Raw genomic sequence first — 20461 nt, 5'->3', positions numbered from 1 at the left:
GATGGATGGTGCATTAAATTTCACTGCGACATTTTCGCATGGAGTAGAGTGGGGCTGGCCGATCGCTGTTTATCTTTTGCTAGCTGGTATGAGTGGCGGAGCGCTAATAGCTGCCATAGTTCTAAAGCGTTACAAAAGGCAAGATGGCTTTAGTCCATTTTTCAAGGCTGCTTCGCTTCTAGCCTTTGTTAGCATCATGCTTGGTATGGTTTGCTTGATAGCTGACCTTGAAAAGCCACTTTTGTTTTGGAAAATTTTGATTAATTACAACTTCACATCGGTTATGTCTATCGGTGTAGCCGCGCTTTGCGTGTTTATACCGCTTAGCTTTTTGATGTGTCTATACGCCTTTAATGCGGAGTTAAAGTCACTTTGTGGCTTTTTTGATGGCGTTATGAAAATTTTATCGCCACTTTATCCGCTCTTAAGCGCGCTTTGCCTGATTTTTGCTGTTATCATTTGCGCATATACAGGCTTTTTGATCTCAGTGCTTATTAGATTTCCACTTTTAAACACTGCTGTTTTACCAGCGCTTTTTATAGCTTCAGGGCTTAGTGCTGGCATAAGTGGTAGCAGCTTGATAGCGGCACTATTTTTCAAAGAAGATCCACACTCAAGCGACCTTAGCTCGCTTCATGGCGTGGAGTTTTACGTCTTATGTGCTGAAATTTTACTCATTTTAATGCTTTTTGTATCGCTTTTGCTTGGTTCAAGCTATCAGCAAGGCGCGGCAGTTGCATTTTATAGTGGCGTTTGGGCTAAATTCTTTTGGCTTGGGGTTGTTTTAGTTGGCTTTGTCTTGCCTCTTGTTTTAAATTTCGCACTTGGCAAGATGAAATTTAGCTTCTACCTTGGCTCATTTGCAGCAGTCGTTGGCGTTTTATTGCTTAGGGTTTTTATACTTTATGCAGGACAGACTTATAGCATTTAAGGCTTAAGGGCAAGTGATGAAAATTTTAAACATTTATCGCTTGTCTTTAATATTATTATTTATCCTTGCTTTTGGTGCAGGGGCGGCGACCTTTTTGGAAAATTTTTATGACACACAGACGGCTAGAGTGCTTGTTTATGAAGCGCTCTGGTACGAGTGCGTCATGGCAGCTTGTGCTATTTGTTTAGCCGTTAGCATCGTAAAAACCAAGATGTATAAGAAATTTGGCGCATTTTTGATACATCTTGCTTTTATCGTGATCTTCATCGGTGCTGTGCTTACAAGATACTTTGGCGAAGAGGGCGTTATGCACTTAAGAGTTGGCGAGAGTGGCAACACTATGCAAAGCACAAAGCCCTATTTAAGAGTGCAAATTTCAAATGAGAGCTTTGAATATCCACTAAAACTTAGCCTGCTTGGCAAAAACGACTTTCATTTCAAAAAAGATATAAACGGCAAAGAATTTATTATAAAGATAGTTGGCTACAAAAAGGATGAGAAAAACGCTCCAGCCATGCTTAGCATAGAGGCTGGCTTTGCTGGGCAAAAGAGCAAAAGTGCCAAGCTAAAAGGTGGCGCTGGATACGATCTTGAGCCAAGCATTTTGAGCTTTGACGGGCAAGAGGCGAAATTTTACTTTAGCTCACGAGCGATAAATTTACCATTTTCACTAAGGCTTGATAAATTTATCCTAGAGCGCTACGCAGGGCTAAATAGCCCATCATCTTACACGAGCAGGGTAAATATCGCAGGCAGCGAGCATGAAATTTCGCTAAATCACCCACTAAGCATCATGGGCTATAAAATTTTTCAGTCATCATACGACGCTGACGAGCTTGGGAGCGCCTTTGAGATCAGCTTTGATCCTGGCAAAGTGCCAACTTACATCGGATATTTTCTGCTTTGCCTTGGCTTTGTGGGAAATTTATTTAGCAAAAAGAGCCGATTTTTTAGACTTTGTAACTTCATAAAAGGCACGCAGTTTGCGTTTTTAGCCCTGCTTTTGCTTAACGCTACGCCAAATTTCGCAAGCGATGAAGCTATAAATTTTAAAGCTCACGCAGATAAATTTGCCAAAATTTTAGTTCAAACTGATAGCAGGATCGCACCAGCTGGCTCTTACACAAGGGCAGTAATAAGCAAAATTTCAACCAAAACGACGCTCTTTGGGCTTAGTAGCGATGAGCTGATGCTCTCTTTTGCCATCTCGCCACAAGAGTGGATGGATAAAAAGATAGTAAAGATCACGAGTGAGCGCGTGGGCGAGCTTCTTGGCGTTAGCGAGAAATTTGCTAGCTTTAATGACGTCTTTAACGAAAATGGCGAGTATAAGCTGGCTAAATTTGTAGAGGCTGCAAATGAAAAATCCGCCTCAAAAAGAGATAAATTTGATAACGACGTCATTAAATTTGACGAGAGGCTAAATGTCTTATACCTTGCGCTAAAGGGCGAAATTTTAAAATTTATCCCAGCTAAAAATGGTGAAGCGATCACGTGGCTAGGCGTAAATGAAGCTTTTAGCAAAGATGAAATTTCAAATGAGTTTAAAAGCGTTTTAGGAGCTTACATAGAAAATTTAAGCCTTTGCGTAAAAACTGGCGAGTGCGCTGGGGCTGATAGGAGTTTGGAGCAAATTTCAAACTACCAAAGAAGCACTCTAGGCTCTCTTGCGCCAAGCAAGGCAAAGGCCAGCATTGAAGTGCTCTACAATCAAATGGAGATATTTAAATTTCTTATCTATTTTTATATGATCCTAGCTCTTGCTTCACTTGCCCTTGGCTTTTATAGGATATTTTTTGGGAGGAAATTTAGATTTGAAAGAGCGCTTAGCCTTGCGTTTTTCACTGCATTTGCGGTGCATGCTCTAAATTTAGCCCTACGCGCTTACATCTCAGGTCACGCACCTTGGAGTGATGCTTATGAGAGTTTAGTCTATATCTCGCTTATAAGCGTGCTAGCTGGAGTGCTATTTTTCAAGCATCAAAGCTTCGCACTAGGCGCTGCTTCGCTCTTTGCAAGTGTTAGCTTGCTCGTTGCTCATCTAAATTTTATAAACCCACAGATAACAAATTTAGTCCCAGTTTTAAAGTCATTTTGGCTTAGCGTGCATGTAAGCGTCATCACAGCAAGCTACGGCTTTTTGGGCTTTGGCTTTGTGCTGGGGCTTGTGGGACTTATCTTAATGGCTCTAAAAAATGACAAAAATGAACAAAAGCTTAGCGAGCAGATAAGATACCTAGCCGCCACCGACGAGCTAAGCCTCATCATAGGACTTAGCCTGCTAACTATAGGGAATTTTTTAGGCGGCGTCTGGGCAAATGAGAGCTGGGGCAGATACTGGGGCTGGGACAGCAAAGAGAGCTGGTCATACATCACGATCATCGTCTATGCCATAGTGCTTCATTTAAGGTTTATACCAAAGCTAAGGGGCGTTTTTGCCTTTTTAACAGCTAGCGTGCTATCATTTGCTTCGGTGCTTTTTACATATTTTGGAGTAAATTTCTACCTTAGCGGGCTTCACTCATACGCAAATGGCGAGAGCTTTGGCGTTTCTGGGCTGATATACTTGATCTTAGCGGCTCTTGCCTTGCTGATCGCCCTAGCTTATCGCGGCAGAGATATAAAAGTAGTTTAGGAGATATGATGAAGAGTTTGATTTTACTGGCTGCTAGTTTATGCGTTTTAAATGCTGGCTACATCAAAGAGGCTTTAAACGCAAAAGATGATCACAACAAACTAGCGCAAATTTATGAAGATGCTTGCGACAAAGAGAAAAAGGCATCAGGCTGTTACAACCTAGCTGTGCTTTACAGCAGAGGGGACGGCAACGTCAAAAAGGATGAAGCAAAGGCGGCGATGCTTTATGAAAAGGCTTGCGATCAAAATTTCTCTATGGCTTGCAGCAACCTTGGCTACGTCTATGAAAAGGGCAAAGGCGTAGAAAAAGACCTCGAAAAAGCAGCTAAATTTTACGAAAAAGCATGCAGTGACAACGAGGGCTGCACGGAGCTTGGCTTGCTCTATGCAAACGGCACTGGCGTGAGAAAAGATCTAAAAAAAGCAAAAGAGCTCTTTGAGAAGGCTTGCAAGGCAGGTGACGGCATGGGATGTAGTAACCTTGGCTACTTGTATGCTCAGGGTGAGGGCACCGAGAAAGACTACGCAAAAGCCAAAACATACTACGAAATGGCCTGCGCAAACGAAGCTGGCATAGGATGTGATAATCTTGGCTTTTTATATGTTTATGGGCAAGGTGTTGATCAAAACCTTACAAAAGCGACGAAACTTTACGAGCAAGCGTGCATATACGCCTATGAAAAGGGCTGCAACAACTACGCTATCATGCTAGCTGAGGGCAAAGGCGTGAAAGAGGACGTAGAAAAAGCACGTGAAATTTTCACTAAAAGCTGCAAAAATGGCTTAAAAGAGGCGTGCGAGAATTTAGAAATTTTAGGAAAGAATTGATGAGTTTTAAAAACTGGGGCAATAAAGAGGCAAGCCTAGAGGCGCTATATGCGCTTGATAGTGCCTTTTTGGAGCCAGATGAAGAGTATCTAAGGCTCATTTCTAAAAAAGAGGATGAAAATAGCCTAAGATACGTGGTAGATAACGGGCAGGGCGATCTACTCGATGTGATATTTGCGCGTGAGGCAGTGCTGGTTAGAGGGTTTGACCATGAAAATGAGCTAAATGCGCTTAGCATGGCAGACAAAAGCGTGGTAGAGCAAATTTATAGTGGCGAGGCTGCTAAATTTCGCTCTTACTTCTTGCCAGATGAGATAGAGCAGACGACTTTTTTTATCTGGTATGACGGGATGGAGCATCAAAATTTAGTCGGTGGCAATAACGGCGGACGCTGGCTGCTTGGATATGCATTTGATGAGTTTGATAAATTTAGCGAGTTTGTAAAGGGCTATTACGAGATAGACTTTGATGATGAGATGTTAAAAAAGCTCTATGAAAAGGGCGAGTTAGAAAAAGAGAAACTAAAGGAGATAAGATGAAATTTATAGCTTTGTTACTTAGTGCGGTTTTTGCCTTGTGGGCTGGAAATTTGACGAGTGATGCAAACATAAACGCCTATAAAGGGTCAAAAGAGCGCATCGAGCTACCAAAGGACGCAAGATGTGCGGTGTGTGGCATGCCTATAAAAAACAAGCAGTGGGCGACACTTATAAAGGCTGGTGGCAAGGATTATTATTTTGATGGCGTAAAAGATATGGCGCACTTTTACTTTGCTGATGAGGTGGCAAAAGAAGCTTATGTGAGTGATTATTACACGCTTGAAAAACTCGATGCAAAAGAGGCGTTTTACGTGCATGGCTCAAACGTTTTTGGACCGATGGGCGAGGAGTTTATCCCGTTTAAAGACGAAGCAAAGGCAAATAGCTTTATGAAAGATCACGCTGGCAAAGGTGTCATAAAATTTGACGAGATAAAGACATTTATCGGTAAATAAAGTGAAATTTCTGGCATTTTTGGCGTTATTTTTTGGGCTCTCTTACACGCTTTTAGCGGCGCACTACCTTAGCTTTGACCACAAAGCAAAGCAAGATGAGCTAAGAGAAATTTCAAAGATAACAAGGGCAAATTTAGCTTCTAGCTTTAGCCTAAAAGAGCAAAAGGGCTTTGTCTATGATAAGTAGAAATTTCATAAACTACGCTGTGGTCCTGCTCTTTAAAGACAAAAAGGATCATCTCTTTAGCTTTTGCCTCTTTGCGCTCATTATCTTTGTGCTAAGCTCGGTGCTTTTCATCTCTGGCTCTATCCAGCATGATCTCATAAGTTTAGTAAAAGATAGATCAAGCATCGTTGTTAGCGCCTTTCGTGCTGGCAAAAGGGACCTTATGCACCCTGGCTATATCTACGATATCTCAAAGATCGATGGCGTGGCTGACGTTAGAGGCGTGGCGGATGGAGAGTACTACTTCGTGCAAAAGCGCGTCTGGTTTCATCTATATGAGGATGATAGCTTGAAAGAAGATGAGATGATAGTTGGCGATGGCGTAAAAGCTGCTATGAACGAGCTTTACTACGATGAGAGCTTTAACTTCTTAACAGAAGAGCGCATGATACCAGTAAAGATAGTAAAAACCATGCCAAAACAAAGCGCTCTTATCACAAATAACGCCATATTTTTGCACCCAAAAACGCTAAGGGCTATCTTAAATTTAAAAGATGAAGAATACACAAAGCTCTATGTTGATGTACCAAATAGCGAAGAGATCAGCCAAGTGGCTTTAAAGATAGAAAATTTATATCCAAACTCATTTGCCATTAGCATAGAAGATGAGGTGGCAAACATTAGACATCTTTACTACTATAAGGGCGGAATTTTTATGAGCATCTATGTTGGCGTTATGCTAATATTTTTCGTGCTACTTAAAAACCAAATTTCACTTGCTTACGGCAGTAAAAAGCGCGAGATAGCTATTTTGCGAAGTATCGGCTTTTGTATAAAAGATATCATTTTCCTAAAATTTATACAAAATTTCATTGTTAGCGTTAGCGCATTTTTGCTTGGAGTTATGTTAGCTTATCTCTTTGTGTTTGTTCTAAATGCTCCATTTTTAAAGGAGATATTTTTAGGCGATGAGCTTTTAAATTTTACAAATTTCACGCCTATTTTGGAGTTTGATAAGCTCTTTTTGATCTTTGTCTTTGGCGTCATACCATTTTTGGCATTTGTCCTTATCCCGTCGTGGCGTGTGGCGTGTGGCGACATAAATGAGGGGCTAAAATGATAAATATAAGAGGCGTTAGCCTAGTCTATAACCAAGGCAAACAAAACGAGTTTTGCGCTCTAAAAAATATAAATTTAGATGTTAATAACGGCGAGTTAGTGATACTAAAAGGCGTTAGTGGAAGTGGTAAAAGCACCCTGCTCTCGCTTATAGCCCTACTTCAAAAGCCAACTAGCGGTGAGATTTTGATAGATAGCACTAACATAGCAAAGCTGCCTGACGCATTTTGCTCTGAGTTTAGACACAAAAGGCTTGGGCTTGTTTTTCAAAATTTTAACCTCATAGAGGGCTTAAGTGTCTATGAAAATTTGTTAGCTCCGTTTGCTCTAACAAATTTCAAGGCAAACGTGCGTGAAGAGATGATAAAAAGGGCTCTTGAGCTTGCAAATATCTCTCACAAAAGAGATGAAAACGTATCAAATTTAAGCGGTGGCGAGCGCCAAAGATGTGCGGTGGCTAGGGCTTTGTCAATGGATGCGGATATCATTTTGGCTGATGAGCCAACGGCAAATTTAGATAGGCAAAATGCGCGTGCATTTTTAGGATTGCTAGAGTCATTTAAAGCGCTTAAAAAAAGCGTCATAGTCGCCACTCACGATAGCATTTTTGACGAGCTAAGCGCCACAGATAGGGCTCTTAGCCTACAAAACGGAGAGATAGTATGAGCGTATTTTTATCAAACGCCGTTATTGCCTTTTTGTTAGCGGAGTTTGTGCTGTTAGTTTTGATGGGCATTTCGCTATTTTACGTCGTTAGGATCGTGAAGTCGTGGGACTATAACGCGCTAACATCGCTTCAATACTCGCTTGAAAAGCAAAACTACCTTGTAAATACGATCTTGCTCTTTAGCGTCTGCGCAAAGATCGTTTTGTTTATATTTTTCGCACTTTGTTTAAATGAGCTCTCTGACATCGTCCCAGGGGCTATGTGCTCAGCTGGCGTAATCGGCTCAAATAAATTTGGCGGCATCTTGATGCTCACTAAAATTTTGCTCATCTTTGGGCTTGGTATCTGGCTGGTTATAAACAAGCTTGACTTGCAGGCTCTAAATTTCCCATATCTAAAGAAAAAATATGCCATTTTTATCTGCCTTTTTGTGATGATACTGCTCGAGCTTGGCATAGAAATTTCGTTTTTTTATAACATCCCGCTAAAAGTGCCAGTCTTTTGCTGCTCTGTCACTTTTCAAGCTCCAAAGCTGCCATTTGGCTATACAAATTTTGGCTTAGTAAGCGTATTTTTCGTGCTATTTTTTGTCATTTTGGCGCTAAATTTCTTAAAGCAAAGTATGGCAAGCTTTGTGGCAAATTTGCTATTTTTGGTGCTTAGCTACTACGCTATCACCTACTTTTTTGGCCTTTACGTTTATGAGCAGCCAAATCACAAGTGCCCATACTGCATGCTAAGAAGCGACTATTATTACGTTGGTTACCTCATCTGGGGCAGTTTGTTTTTGGGCGTTTTTTACGGCCTTATGCCATATCTTGTGGAGATCATCACAAAGACAAACTACTCACACAAGCTTAAATTTTCATCGATCTGGCTAAGTGTTTGCGTGCTGATCTGCTCGCTTTACATGCTCAAATACTATTTGTTAAGAGGATTTTTATTTTGATAAAGCAAATTTTTTCTCTTTGTTTGTTAGCTCTAGTTTTAGCCGTGCTCGCCTATAATGCCGACATAAGCGATGATAAAATTTTAGTCCTAAATAACGGCAAATTTGAGCCCATAGAGCAGCTTACGCCAAATAAATTTATATGTTATGAGAGCAGGACGCTCATCGCTGATAACAACGACACAGCTCAGGCGATCATGCCAAATGGCGACATCTACTTTTTCAACGACATCACCAATTCTTTCATCTGGTATATGGGGCAAAAGAGCAAAGATAAGATCAAGTTATATGTCTATTCAAGAGATACAAACCGCTACATCCTAGCGCAAGATGCCTGGTACTCGAGGGTCGATATCACGCCGATGGGATACGGCATAGGGGCGTATGAATTTCACACTTACGGCATAAACGACAACTACTTTAAAGAGGTCTTGCTCTACGCAGCACGCGGCGAAACGCTGCTAAATCCATACATAAACATCCTACTTTCAGAAAATAAGATATAAATTTGTAAAGATATTTTTTAGTCTTATTGCCTTAAATAATATTTTTATATAAACATATTATTTGTTAATTTGATATCAATTTTTATACTTTGTCTAGTTTTTTTTATCTTTTAATTGCTGAATTTGCTTTTCTAAACTTGCTATCTTTTTTTCTTTTGGTGTTAAAATATCTATTGCTAATGCGATGCATAAAATTATAATAAATAGCACACCCAATGATGACATCATAAAAGTTAATTCAGAGTATTTGTCAAAAAACTTTTGTTTTTTCTGAGCCAATGAGCTATCTGATGATATGTACGGATCGTTTTCTAGATATGGAGTATCTGTGTCTATGCAAGAAAGTCCTGTAAATTTTATTTGAATTTTAGCCTTTTCTTTTTGCCTAAGTTCTGGGATTTGAATAAAGTTTGCTTTTGTTTTATTAAACTCAATATTTTTAATATCGCTATTTATTTCAATATTATTGAATAGGGTTTCATAGATATTTGGGATTTTAACTTGAATATTTTTTTCATTAAAATTTGAATTATTTTCTATGCTTAAATTAATTAGGGTTATACATTGCTTGTGTTCATAGCCATTATTTTTTCAATTGATTGATAATTGGCGGACTTTACTTGATATTCTAAGTTGCCCGCGCTATATTTAGAAATAGCTATCTGTGCAAGAAAAGTTGAAATAATAGTAGCTACAATGGTTGCCACGGTATTTAAAAAATTTTTCAAATTTTATCCTTAGTATCTAACGTTATTAACTTTTAAAAAGTCTCTTAGGTCTTCGTATTCGCTATTTTCGAAGTAGCGCCATTTGCCAGGCTTTAGCATATCAAGGCTAACACGCCCAAAACTAACACGTTTTAGATCCATCACTTCAAGGTCAAAGTAGCCAAAGAAGCGGCGAAGTTCCCTATTTTGACCCTCATTGATGATGACCTTTAGTTTTGTGTAGCCACCGCTTGAGCCAAAGACTTTATAGGCTAGAAATGGCTTAAATTCCATTGATTTTATAGTGGTTTTTGCGTGCGCGCCTTTGGTGGCATCCTTGGCGAAAAAACCATTTGTCATCGCCTCTATCACCTCTTTTGTCACCTCGCCTTTTACCTTTAGGTAGTATTCGCGCTCTAAGTCGCTATTCATGAGCGCTGTGGCGATCGCTGGAGCGTCAGTTAGTAAAAGTAGCCCCTCGCTTGCGTAGTCTAAGCGTCCCACGCTAACAAATTTTGCAAATTTCTTATCTAACGTGTCATATATCGTCTTTCGCCCACGGTCATCTTTTTTGCTAACTAGCTCGCCCTTTTGTTTGTGATAAACGATAACGGTAAATTCCTTTTTTAGCTTTATCAAACGGCCATTTATACGCACTTTGTCATCTTCATCCACGCTTGTAGCAAGGTCGCTAACCACACGCCCTGCTATGCTAACCTTGCCAGCTTTTATCAGCTCATCTGCCTCACGGCGTGAGTAGTTTGTGTTATGTGAGATAAATTTATTTAGTCTTGTTTTTTCCATTTTATAGTCCTAAATTTGCAAGGTCGTGGATGTGTAAAACACCCACAGGCACGCCATTTTCTACGACAGCTAGAAGCTGAATTTTGTATTTTTCTATCAAAGCTAACGCATCTACGGCTAACATCTCTTTGTCGTTTATCTCTTTTGGATGCAAGGTTGCAAATTTCATCGCTGGCTCGTCTAAGTCAAAGTCCTCTCTCATAAGCGCACGCCTAAGATCGCCGTCACTTAAAAGAGCGTCTAGCACGCCATCTTTATCGACGATGAGAACCGTGCCAAGCTTGCCATGTGTCATAGTATCGATCGCACTTTTTAGGCTTGCATTCCAGCGGACTATCGGTAAATTTTCGCTTCTCATCACATCTTTGACCTTCAAAAATAGCCTCTTGCCAAGGCTGCCACCTGGATGAAAATTTGCAAAGTCCTCTTTTTTAAAGCCGCGCTTTTGCATCAAGCAAACAGCTAACGCATCGCCAAGAGCTAACGTTAGCGTTGTTGATGCTGTTGGGGCGGTATTTAGTGGGCACGCCTCTTTCTCTACATTTATATCTATAAAAGCGTCGCTAAATTTACCAAGCGAGCTTGTTTTGCTCCTTGCCATGGCGATTATTTTTACGCCAAAGCGCTTTACATGAGGCAAAATTTTGACAAGCTCATCGCTCTCGCCACTAAAACTAATGGCTAACAAGATGTCGTCTTTTTCTATCATGCCAAGGTCTCCATGCATGGCCTCTGTCGGATGTAAAAAAAAGCTTGGCGTGCCAGTGCTTGCAAGCGTGGCAGCGATCTTTGCGCCCACGTGACCGCTCTTGCCCACGCCTGTTACTATGACTTTGCCCTTTGCGTTATATATCAAATTTACAGCATCTTCTATCTCTACGCTTTTAGCGTGTCTTAAAAGCTCATTTGCTTCTATCTCTAAGACTTCAGCGGCGATTTGGTTGGCTTTTTGCATAAATTTTCCTTACATTAGATAGATGATCGGCACGATAGTTGGGTACTTTTTGACCTTTCTAAAGATGTGCTTTCTGATCACTTGGCGCACTTGTGACTCGAGTAGTCTGCTATCTTTCAAAAGCTCCTCTTTGACGTTACTTAGATACTGCTCTAGCACGCCCTCCATCTCTTTTCTAAACTCGGCGTCTTGCTTGTCGCCCACAAGGCCGTAGCTGATGACGCGAGGCTTGTTGATGAGTTTTGCGCCGTGACGTGAAATTTGAGCGATTATCATGACGACACCTGCTTCGGCAAGGTTTTGTCTGTCGATGACGACGTCGTCTGCGATTTGTTTATTTATTTGATTATCTATGAAGACTTTGCCAGTTTTTACAGTTTTTACACGTTTTAGGTACTTTTGACAAACCTCCATCTGATCGCCGTCACTCATCAGATAGATATTTCTCTCATCCACACCACAGCTAATTGCCGTCTCTTTGTGCTTTGCGATGTGGTTGTACTCGCCATGCACTGGCAAGAAAAATTTTGGTTTTATGAGGCGAAGCATCAGCTTTTGCTCTTCTTGCGCTGCGTGACCGCTGACGTGGATCTCGCTAAAGTCTTGATAAGCGACGCTCGCACCTGATTTTAGTAAGAAATTTAGCACCGTTGAGACGCTGTTTTCGTTACCTGGGATCGCTTTTGAGCTGATGATTATCTGATCGGTCGGCTTTATCTTTATATATTTGTGCTCATCTGTCGCCATGCGGTAAAGCGCGCTCATAGTCTCACCCTGAGAGCCAGTAGTGACGATAAGCACCTCGTCATCTTTAAATTTACCAACCTCGTTTGCATCGATAAAAATTTTCTTATCAAGCTTGATGTAGCCAAGCTCCATCGCAGTGTATAAATTTCTCTCCATTGATCTGCCGATGACACAGACTTTGCGGTTGTATTTTAAGCCCCATTCGATCGCTTGATAGACGCGGTGGATGTTTGAGCTAAATGTGCTCATTATGACGCGGCCTTTTGCCTTTGAAAATATCGCGTCAAAGGTCTTGCCAACACTACTTTCGCTCTTCGTAAAGCCCTCTTTGTAGCTATTTGTGCTATCGCTTAATAGACAAAGCACACCACGCTCGCCGTAATACGCTAGCCTGCCAAGGTCTGTTGGATAGCCATCTATCGGCGTGTGGTCGATCTTAAAGTCGCCTGTGTGGATGATAGTGCCAGCCTTTGTCGTGATCGCAAGTGCGGAGGCGTCGATGATAGAGTGGGTGATGTGTATCCACTCGACCTCAAAGTCGCCTATGAGATATGGCTTTCTTTTTTCAACTGATCTAAAGAGCGAGCGCTCTTGTTTTAGTCCGTGTTCTTCAAATTTATTATTTATCATGCCAAGTGGTAACGGTGTGGCATAGATAGGAAATTTAAACTCTTTGTAAAAATAAGGCACCGCGCCGATGTGATCCTCGTGTGCGTGAGTGATGATGACGCCTTTTATCTTATCTTTTATCTTGCGAACATAGTCAAAGTCTGGGATGAGGATATCCACGCCGTGCATGCTCTCGCTTGGAAAGCTCATGCCGATATCAACGATGATAGCGCTAGTTTCTGTTTCAAAGACCGTCATATTGCCGCCGATCTCGCCAAGACCGCCAAGTGGAGTTATGCGAATTTTATGCTCGCTTGAGTTTAGATACTTTAGTGGCTCAAGCCTTAGCTCGTGAGTGGCTTTGTTTGCCTCCATCGCGCTTGCGATATCTTGTTGCCACTGCTCGTTACCATTTAGTTTTGCAGGTAAATTTTTCTTTGGTTTTTTAGCCTTTTTAGGCTTTTCTTTTTGCTCTTTTGCCTCGTTTTTAGTTTCAGCTTTTGGCTCTTGTTTTGGTTTTTCTTTTTGCTGTTTTTGCTCTTTTGGCTTATTGTTTTCGCCAGTTTTGTTTTGATTTTTATTATTTCTTTGCTTTTTTGGGCGAGGATTTTGACTCTTTGGCTCAGCGTGCGTTTTGGCTTCAGCCTGCTCTGCTGCAAAGAAGTTATCTATCACGCTTTTGCTTGCTAGTGATGTTTGCTCGGTAGTTTCGCCCTCTTGTTTTGGCTTGTTTTTTGGCCTAAATCTTCGTCTTTTGTTATTTTTACTTTGATTAGTTACAACTTTCTCTTCGTTTTTGTCGTTCATTATCTTCCTTTAATCTTTCAAATACTTTTAGATAAGAATCGACATCTAGTTCGTGTGGACGTAAATTTTGAGCTAAGCCCAGGTCTTCAAAAATTTCTTCTAACGCCTTTTTGTCAAAATTTGTGGATAAATTTTTCAAAAGCGTCTTTCTTGGCGAAGCAAACGCAGCTTTTAAAAAGCCCTTGAAGCTTTCATATAAATTTGCATCTTTGAAAATCCCGTCTTTGCCAAAAATCTTTTTTGTTTTTTGTAGTTTGATGACTGAGGATGTGACCTTTGGAGGTGGATTAAAAAGTTTTGCATCCACGTCAAACAAAAGCTCACACCTGCCTTGAAGTGAAGCGAGGATCGATAAAGCGCTAAATTCTTTATCCTTGCTCTTTGCACTAAATTTAAGAGCAACCTCTTTTTGTATCATCACAATAAGCCCAAGGCATTTTTCGTCATCTATCGCATTTAGTATCATCTTCGTAGCAACGTAATAGGGCAAATTTGCGACTAAAAAGTAGTTCTGGCTACTTAGTCCGCCCTCTTGCTGCCACTGCTCTAATGCATCTTTACAAAAAAGTTTTAATTGTCCATTTTGGATCTCATTTGCAAATTTGACCTTTAAAATTTGAAACAGCTCACAATCTATCTCAAAAGAGGTCGTCTTGTAAATTTGCAAAAGTCTAAATGTCAAATCACCTAAGCCAGGCCCAATCTCAACGACGTTTTCTACGTCATTGGGTATCGCTTGGATGATCTTATCTAGTGTCGCTTTGTCTTGTAAAAAATTCTGTCCAAAGTGCTTTTTTGCCTTTATCATAGCCGCGATATTAGCCAAAAATTACTTATACAATGATTACAAGTTTAGTTTAATCATATATAAAATGGACTATAATCACTAAATAACAACAAAATAAGGCGCAAATTTGAGTAGGGCAAATACCTTAAAATACTTTTTATTATCACAATATTTAGAGCCAAAAACCTTAGACGAGCCAAAAAAGACAAATAGTAAATTTAAAAAATCAATGGACCTTGAGATCGCAAATTTCGATGAGAAATTTATGCAAATTTTAAGAGCATTTGACAGGTCGCTTTTAAAAAATGGTGTAGAAATTTCAATTTATGGCAGCATTTTTGAGACTGACCTGCTCGCCCTTGCGATATCAAAGCTAGCAAAGGTGAAATTTGAAAAAGAGCAAATTTTAGATGAGCTACGCTCTGAGCAAACGAGCTTTGAAAAGGCATTTTGTTATAAGCTTAAGCTCTCTGGCGATCTAGTATTTTGCAAAAATGAGCAAAATTTAGCCTTAAAAGATGCAAATTTAGATGATGAGCTAAGCGCATTTTTCACGCCAAGCTCATCAAATGAGCTCTTTATCCCAACGGCTCCTTGGGCGATGGTGCGCCTAAACCACCTAAAAGAGATCAGCCAAAATGACTTTAACAAAGAGTGCGAGCACATCAAGGATAAAATTTCTATCCATAAAGAGAAAATGAGGCTTAGCGACTATGTAAAAGCGGTGCATGAGGAGCTAAAAAGCTCGCTAAAGACGCCGTTTTGTAAAGACGTGATCAGGCTTGAAGTAAGGATCGCTGACCCAAATTTTAAAGAGAATGACGCCCTTTTAAATAGCTTTTTTATAGATGATATAAATTTACTTATCAAATTTTACGAGTCAGGCAGGACGCACGAGCTGACGGATCAGTTTTTAGACGAGGGCAGTGAGAATAAATTTGAGAGACTTGACGTTAGAGATGAGCTAAATCAAAGGGCTGTTAGGGATTTTTTTAAGGCTGAGCGCTACCCAAGATCAGCTTTTGCAAGTGATTTTGCACTAAATTTCTCACAGCAAATGGCGCTAAATAACATCATAGAGAAATTTAAAGAAGGTAACGGCGGGATTTATAGCGTAAATGGCGCTCCAGGCACGGGTAAAACAACACTTTTAAAGGACGTGATGGCTGAAGTGGTGACGCTTAGGGCGATGAAGCTCGCGCAAATGAGTAGGCACGATATCTTTGAGCCAGTTTATGACAGCGACGAAAAGGCGCTTTATTTTAGGCTAAATGACGAGCTGCAAGGCTACGAGATGGTCGTTAGCTCTTGTAATAACGGTGCGGTTGAAATTTTGAGCAAAGAGCTAAGCCAGCTAAAGAGCATAGGGGATTATAAGGGCGAGATTGATTATTTTAAATTTATAGCCACAAGGCTGCTCTCGGCCGATGAAAAGAGCGAATTTGGCGAGAAGTCCTTTATCTCAAAGCCAGCTTGGGGGCTATTTTGCGTGGCGCTTGGCTCAAAGCAAAACAAGTCAAATTTTGTTTTCAATGCAATTAACGGCGTAAAGATCGAGGCTACTCACAGCCAGTATGACAAGATATTAAAAGAGTATGGCGAGTTTTTGGAGCAAGATGGCTTTTTGATGGGGCTTGGCAAATATCTGGCAGTTGGCGAAGGGGTTGATGACTACGACGTGGCAAAGGAGAAATTTAACCTCGCACTTCACGAGGTAAATTTACTTTTTAGTGAGATCAGGATCAAAGAAGAGGAGCTAAAGAGCCTTAAAACAGAGCTAGCTGACGTCGATAGAAGGCTAGAGAGCTATAACTCAGCTAGGCAGATAGATGAGCTTTTATCTCCTCTTGAGAGCGAATTTGCTAGCGTTAGTGGCGGGCTTGAAGATAAAAAGGCTGAATTTAGCGAGCTAACAAGAGTTGTTAGTCAAAATGAAGCTTTGCAGGAGTATTTAAGCACGCCAGAAAAGCCGCCATTTTTTCTCTTTCAGCAAATTTTTAAGACAGAGGCCTTTGAAAAGTATAATGACGAGGCGTTAAAGGTTGGCGAGATAAACCGCCAGATAGCTGAGCAAAATTTAAAAGCTAGCAAGCAAAATGGCGAGAGCAAAGAGAAAAATGAGGCAAGGCTAAATGAGCTAAAAGACGAGATAGCAGGGCTTGAGAGCAGGGTAGCAGAGCTAAATACTAAGATAAATCTTTACAAAAGGCTACAAAGCGACTTTGCTAGACGTCAAAAGATACTTGGCAGGAGCGAGGAGCTAGATATCTTTCTAAACAGCAGCTTTAGCGAGAGCAACGAAGAGATGCAAAAGAGTATGCCATTTATGATGGAATTTGGCATAGACCAGAAATTTCACAAGACAAAGCTTTTTAAGGCTAGGATAGAGCTTTTCAAAGAGGCGCTAAATTTGCACAAAGCTGCCATTTTTGCCTGCAAAGAGGCTGTTAGGACAAATTTACGTGCCCTTAGTGTTATCTTTAACGATGAAAAGATGGCTGAGAAAAACGGCTTAGAGGCAAAGCATAGACGCGAGATCATCAAGGGACTCTTCTTGCTAACGCCTGTTGTTAGCTCGACTTTTGCCTCGTTTAATAATACCTTTAAAGAGCTTTTAAATGGCGATATAGGCATACTTTTGATAGACGAAGCAGGGCAGGCAAATTTAACTAACGCGTTAGGTGCTTTGCTTCGCTCAAAGATGGCGGTGGTGGTTGGCGACCCACTTCAACTTGAACCAGTCGTAATACTGCCAGTTAGTTTAAATAACGCGATCCTTAGCTACTGCGAGGCAAAGGAGGAGTTTAACTTGCTTAAATCCTCTGTGCAACTAAGAGCAGACAAGGCGCAAAAGATTGGCACATATATAAAAGGTAGCGGTGAGAGTATCTGGGTCGGCTCACCATTGATCGTGCATAGAAGGTGCGCTAACCCTATGTTTGAGATCTCAAACGAGACTACCTACGATGATATGATGATACTTGGTAGAAGCGCGGCTAGTAAATTTGCAAACACTAACGTGCAAACAAAGTGGATAGATGTTAGAAGCGAGGAGTGGATAGGAAACTACAACAAAGCCGAGGGCGAGGTGGTTAAAGAGCTCTTAGCAGGCGAGCTAGCTGGTGAGAAAAATAACATCAGGATAATAACGCCATTTAAAGATGTTTGTAGAAATTTAAAAGGTGCTGGCACTATCCACACTATGCAGGGTAAAGAGGCTGATGTTATTGTATTTGTGTTAGGGGGAGCTACAAAGGGCGCTAGAGCATGGGCTGCTAGCAAGCCAAATCTGCTAAACGTGGCGCTAACAAGAGCAAAAGAGGTTATTTATATAGTTGGAAATCGAGAAAATTGGGCTAGTTTGCCCTACTTTGAGGTGGCAGCTAGAAAGATAGACAAAGGATAAATTTGAATCATTTTGCAAAACGTATAATCCCATGCCTCGACGTAAAAGACGGCAGGGTCGTAAAAGGTGTAAATTTTGTTGGACTTGTCGATGCTGGAGACCCGGTCGAGATAGCTAAAAGATATAACGACGAGGGCGCTGACGAGCTTTGCTTTTTGGATATCACAGCCTCTCACCTTGGCCGTGATACGATAGTTGATGTAGTAAAAAAGGTTGCAAGCAAGCTTTTTATACCGCTTACCGTTGGCGGAGGCATACGCACGATCGACGACATCTCGCGCCTTTTAAATGCGGGCTGTGACAAGGTGAGCCTAAACTCATCTGCGATAAAAGATCCGAATTTGATCGACGAAGCGGCTAAGAAATTTGGCTCACAGTGCGTTGTCGTAGCGATCGATGCCAAAAAGATCGAAAATGGTTATAGCATTTTTATAAATGGCGGCAGGATCGATACCAAAAAAGATGCCTTTGCTTGGGCAAAAGAGGTCGAGTCGCGCGGAGCAGGGGAGATATTGCTAACGTCTATGGATAACGACGGCGTCAAGCAGGGATTTAGTCTGGAGCTAACAAAGATCTTTAGCGCGCTTTCTATACCAACTATCGCAAGTGGTGGTGCTGGCAAGATGGAGCATTTTAAAGAGGCTTTTGAGGCTGGGGCTGATGCGTGTTTGGCGGCTTCGATATTTCACTTTGGCGAGATCGAGATAAAAAAGCTAAAAGAGTATCTCAAGGCAAATGGCGTTGAGGTTAGGCTTTGATGTTAGTTATCTCGGCTGGAAAAAATGAAATTTTTGACTTTGCCTTGCCAATGGGGGTGGGGCTAGTCGATATGGCGATAAATTTGACAAAGTTTTTGCAAAAAAGATCGTGCATTGGAGCGGATGAAAAGGGTATAAATTTAAAAAACATTGATCCACACTATCTTGCAAAGATCGAGGCTAAATTTGCAAACTCATCAAACCCAGAGTTGCAAAATCTAAGCCAAAATTTGTCAAAAAATCCCGAGCGAAATTTATACCAGATGCCAGAAAAGATAGTTTTTGTTGGCTCGGCTGGTCTATATAAAGATGGTGAAATTTTGCAAATTTATGAAAGCTCGGTTGGGGCAAATATTGAAATTTCTAGTATAGAAAATAGATCTTATTCGCCTATCGAGTGTGAAATTTCTTCTATCGTTTCACGTGGAACTATCAAAACAAATTCATCAAATTTCATAACGACAGACAAAAATTTGGCTTATAAGATGTTTGAAAAGGGATATTTTTTAGAAAATATGGAGTTTTTTTCTGTTCTAAAAGTGGCTCAAATTTTTAAAATTCCAGCTTATGGAATTTTCGTAGCGACAAATTTTTGTGATGAAAATGCGCATGCTGATTTTATAAAAAATCACTCTGCGGCCAAAGAGCTACTAACAAAATATGTAAAGGAAAATGTGTGAAAAATTTGCTTGATCTTAGCATCGAAGAGTTAAAAGAGCTGGTCTCTCCCTCTTTTAGAGCTACGCAAATTTATGAGTGGGTGTACAAAAAAAATGCGACAGAATTTAGTCAAATGCTAAATTTACCAAAAGATATGCGCCAGGACTTGGCTGAGAAATTTTATCTTGATCCTCTAAAATGTGTGAAATTTGAGCAAAGTAGTGACGGCTCTATCAAATATCTTTTCGAGCTAAAAGATGGGCTAAAGATAGAGAGTGTTTTGCTACCTATGAAAGAGGAGATTAGCGACGAAGATGGTAAGATTAGTCGCCATGCTCGTTATACTGTTTGTGTTAGTTCGCAGGTTGGCTGCAAAATGGGCTGTGCTTTTTGCCTAACAGCAAAGGGCGGGCTTGTTAGAAATCTAACTGCTGGCGAGATCGTAGGGCAAATTTTATGGATAAAAAGAGAGAATAACATACCATACGAGAGGCGCATAAATGTCGTTTATATGGGTATGGGTGAGCCACTTGACAACCTTGCTAACGTTAGTAAAGCGATCAAAATTTTAGCTCTTAATGAGGGTCTAGCCATATCTTCACGCCGCCAAACCGTTTCAACTAGTGGCCTTGGCAGCCAGATAAAAAAGCTTGGTGAGATGGACCTTGGTGTCTTGCTGGCCATATCGCTACATGCTGTTACTAACGAGCTTAGAAGCCGCCTGATGCCGATAAATAAGGCGTATAATATCGAGGCTGTTATGGACGCTGTTAGAGGATTTCCTATCGATATGCGAAAGCGTGTGATGTTTGAATACCTTGTTATCAAGGACCTAAATGACAGCGTTAGTGACGCAAAAAAGCTGGTAAAACTGCTGCATGGTATCAAGGCAAAGGTAAATTTGATCTACTTTAACCCGCATGAAGGTAGTGAATTTGGACGGCCTGAGCTTGCTAGCATGCTAAAATTTCAAGAATATCTGAGGGATCATGGCGTCACTTGCACGATCAGACAGAGTAAAGGACTTGATATAAGTGCGGCTTGCGGACAGCTAAAACAGCGCAATGAAAATCCAAAATTTAAAACTAACGTTAGCGATAAGAACGCAGTTAAAATAGAAGAAAAACCAACTAACGATAAAACTAACGCGAGTAAAAAATGACAGCTCTTGATATCGCCGAGATCATTTTTATAGTAATAGTTGCTGGCATTGGGCTTGGACTTATCATTAAAGTTTTAAAAGAAGAAAATAAAACTTCAAAATAAATTCTAAAAATTTGGCATGAAATTTTGTGTGAAAAACAAAAATACAAAGTTGATTGCCAAAAATTTAAATCACAATGTGGCGACACTAAAAATCTAACTCTATCTTTTAATAGAAATTCTATTTCAAATTTAAAAGTAAAATTATGAAAAATTTTTAT

Annotated in this window: 19 protein-coding genes; 14 read left to right on the top strand and 5 right to left on the bottom strand. The window is 40.6% G+C overall.

What is annotated here, in order from left to right:
• Position 1: 1 nt before the first annotated feature.
• Genes nrfD through CYP05_RS05245 form a run of 10 tightly spaced genes read left to right on the top strand, consistent with a single transcriptional unit; the run spans position 2 to position 8797 of the window.
• Positions 2–931 carry an NrfD/PsrC family molybdoenzyme membrane anchor subunit gene (gene nrfD / locus CYP05_RS05290; protein ID WP_103642209.1) on the top strand — a complete coding sequence of 310 codons (930 nt, stop codon included), beginning with the start codon at positions 2–4 and terminating at the stop codon, positions 929–931.
• Between the two features lie 16 nt (positions 932–947).
• Entirely contained in the window at positions 948–3566 is a 2619-nt protein-coding gene (gene ccsA, locus CYP05_RS05285) for a cytochrome c biogenesis protein (protein ID WP_103642208.1), read from the top strand.
• An 8-nt stretch (positions 3567–3574) separates the two neighbouring features.
• Complete coding sequence (locus CYP05_RS05280; RefSeq protein ID WP_103642207.1) at positions 3575–4396, top strand: SEL1-like repeat protein; 822 nt, start codon at positions 3575–3577, stop codon at positions 4394–4396.
• A complete protein-coding gene (locus tag CYP05_RS05275) occupies positions 4396–4935 on the top strand; it encodes a hypothetical protein (RefSeq protein ID WP_103642206.1) in 540 nt (179 codons plus the stop codon). Before CYP05_RS05280 ends, CYP05_RS05275 begins: the two co-directional genes overlap by 1 nt.
• Positions 4932–5390: a nitrous oxide reductase accessory protein NosL gene (locus CYP05_RS05270; RefSeq protein ID WP_103642205.1), complete on the top strand. Its 459-nt coding sequence runs from the start codon at positions 4932–4934 to the stop codon at positions 5388–5390. The genes CYP05_RS05275 and CYP05_RS05270 overlap by 4 nt, the downstream gene beginning before the upstream one ends.
• A 1-nt stretch (position 5391) precedes the next feature.
• Positions 5392–5577 carry a hypothetical protein gene (locus CYP05_RS05265; protein WP_021084005.1) on the top strand — a complete coding sequence of 62 codons (186 nt, stop codon included), beginning with the start codon at positions 5392–5394 and terminating at the stop codon, positions 5575–5577.
• A complete protein-coding gene (locus tag CYP05_RS05260; RefSeq protein ID WP_103642204.1) occupies positions 5567–6676 on the top strand; it encodes an ABC transporter permease in 1110 nt (369 codons plus the stop codon). The genes CYP05_RS05265 and CYP05_RS05260 overlap by 11 nt, the downstream gene beginning before the upstream one ends.
• Positions 6673–7341: an ABC transporter ATP-binding protein gene (locus CYP05_RS05255; protein ID WP_103642203.1), complete on the top strand. Its 669-nt coding sequence runs from the start codon at positions 6673–6675 to the stop codon at positions 7339–7341. Before CYP05_RS05260 ends, CYP05_RS05255 begins: the two co-directional genes overlap by 4 nt.
• Positions 7338–8291: a hypothetical protein gene (locus CYP05_RS05250; protein WP_103642202.1), complete on the top strand. Its 954-nt coding sequence runs from the start codon at positions 7338–7340 to the stop codon at positions 8289–8291. Before CYP05_RS05255 ends, CYP05_RS05250 begins: the two co-directional genes overlap by 4 nt.
• Entirely contained in the window at positions 8288–8797 is a 510-nt protein-coding gene (locus CYP05_RS05245) for a hypothetical protein (protein ID WP_103607256.1), read from the top strand. Before CYP05_RS05250 ends, CYP05_RS05245 begins: the two co-directional genes overlap by 4 nt.
• Before the next feature lie 557 nt (positions 8798–9354).
• On the opposite strand, the gene CYP05_RS09965 is transcribed toward CYP05_RS05245, so the two are convergent.
• From CYP05_RS09965 to rsmA, 5 genes are read right to left on the bottom strand one after another with little or no spacing between them, the layout of a single operon-like run.
• Positions 9355–9525: a hypothetical protein gene (locus CYP05_RS09965; RefSeq protein ID WP_181001177.1), complete on the bottom strand. Its 171-nt coding sequence runs from the start codon at positions 9523–9525 to the stop codon at positions 9355–9357.
• Positions 9526–9534: 9 nt separating this feature from the next.
• A complete protein-coding gene (locus tag CYP05_RS05235; RefSeq protein ID WP_009295179.1) occupies positions 9535–10308 on the bottom strand; it encodes a pseudouridine synthase in 774 nt (257 codons plus the stop codon).
• 1 nt (position 10309) lies between these two features.
• Complete coding sequence (locus tag CYP05_RS05230) at positions 10310–11263, bottom strand: KpsF/GutQ family sugar-phosphate isomerase (RefSeq protein WP_103642200.1); 954 nt, start codon at positions 11261–11263, stop codon at positions 10310–10312.
• 9 nt (positions 11264–11272) lie between these two features.
• Complete coding sequence (locus CYP05_RS05225) at positions 11273–13426, bottom strand: ribonuclease J (RefSeq protein WP_181001176.1); 2154 nt, start codon at positions 13424–13426, stop codon at positions 11273–11275.
• Entirely contained in the window at positions 13392–14234 is an 843-nt protein-coding gene (rsmA, locus tag CYP05_RS05220) for a 16S rRNA (adenine(1518)-N(6)/adenine(1519)-N(6))-dimethyltransferase RsmA (RefSeq protein WP_103642242.1), read from the bottom strand. Before rsmA ends, CYP05_RS05225 begins: the two co-directional genes overlap by 35 nt.
• A 106-nt stretch (positions 14235–14340) precedes the next feature.
• On the opposite strand from rsmA, the gene CYP05_RS05215 reads away from it, so the two are divergent.
• The 4 genes from CYP05_RS05215 to rlmN are packed head-to-tail and all read left to right on the top strand — an operon-like array spanning position 14341 to position 20199.
• Positions 14341–17619 (top strand): DEAD/DEAH box helicase, encoded by a 3279-nt coding sequence (locus CYP05_RS05215; RefSeq protein ID WP_103642199.1) that lies wholly within the window; start codon positions 14341–14343, stop codon positions 17617–17619.
• Positions 17620–17621: 2 nt separating this feature from the next.
• The gene (hisF, locus tag CYP05_RS05210; RefSeq protein WP_103642198.1) at positions 17622–18377 is read left to right on the top strand and encodes an imidazole glycerol phosphate synthase subunit HisF; all 756 of its coding nucleotides are present in this window, start codon (positions 17622–17624) and stop codon (positions 18375–18377) included.
• Positions 18377–19057, top strand: a complete 681-nt coding sequence (locus tag CYP05_RS05205) for a purine-nucleoside phosphorylase (RefSeq protein WP_103642197.1) — start codon at positions 18377–18379, stop codon at positions 19055–19057. The genes hisF and CYP05_RS05205 overlap by 1 nt, the downstream gene beginning before the upstream one ends.
• Entirely contained in the window at positions 19054–20199 is a 1146-nt protein-coding gene (gene rlmN, locus CYP05_RS05200) for a 23S rRNA (adenine(2503)-C(2))-methyltransferase RlmN (RefSeq protein ID WP_103642196.1), read from the top strand. Before CYP05_RS05205 ends, rlmN begins: the two co-directional genes overlap by 4 nt.
• Positions 20200–20461 lie beyond the last annotated feature (262 nt).

The organism is Campylobacter concisus (assembly GCF_002913545.1).
GTDB classification, from domain to species: domain Bacteria; phylum Campylobacterota; class Campylobacteria; order Campylobacterales; family Campylobacteraceae; genus Campylobacter_A; species Campylobacter_A concisus_AV.
The sequence above is the reverse complement of the archived record's forward strand: the minus strand, read 5'-3'. Positions and strand labels throughout refer to the sequence as shown.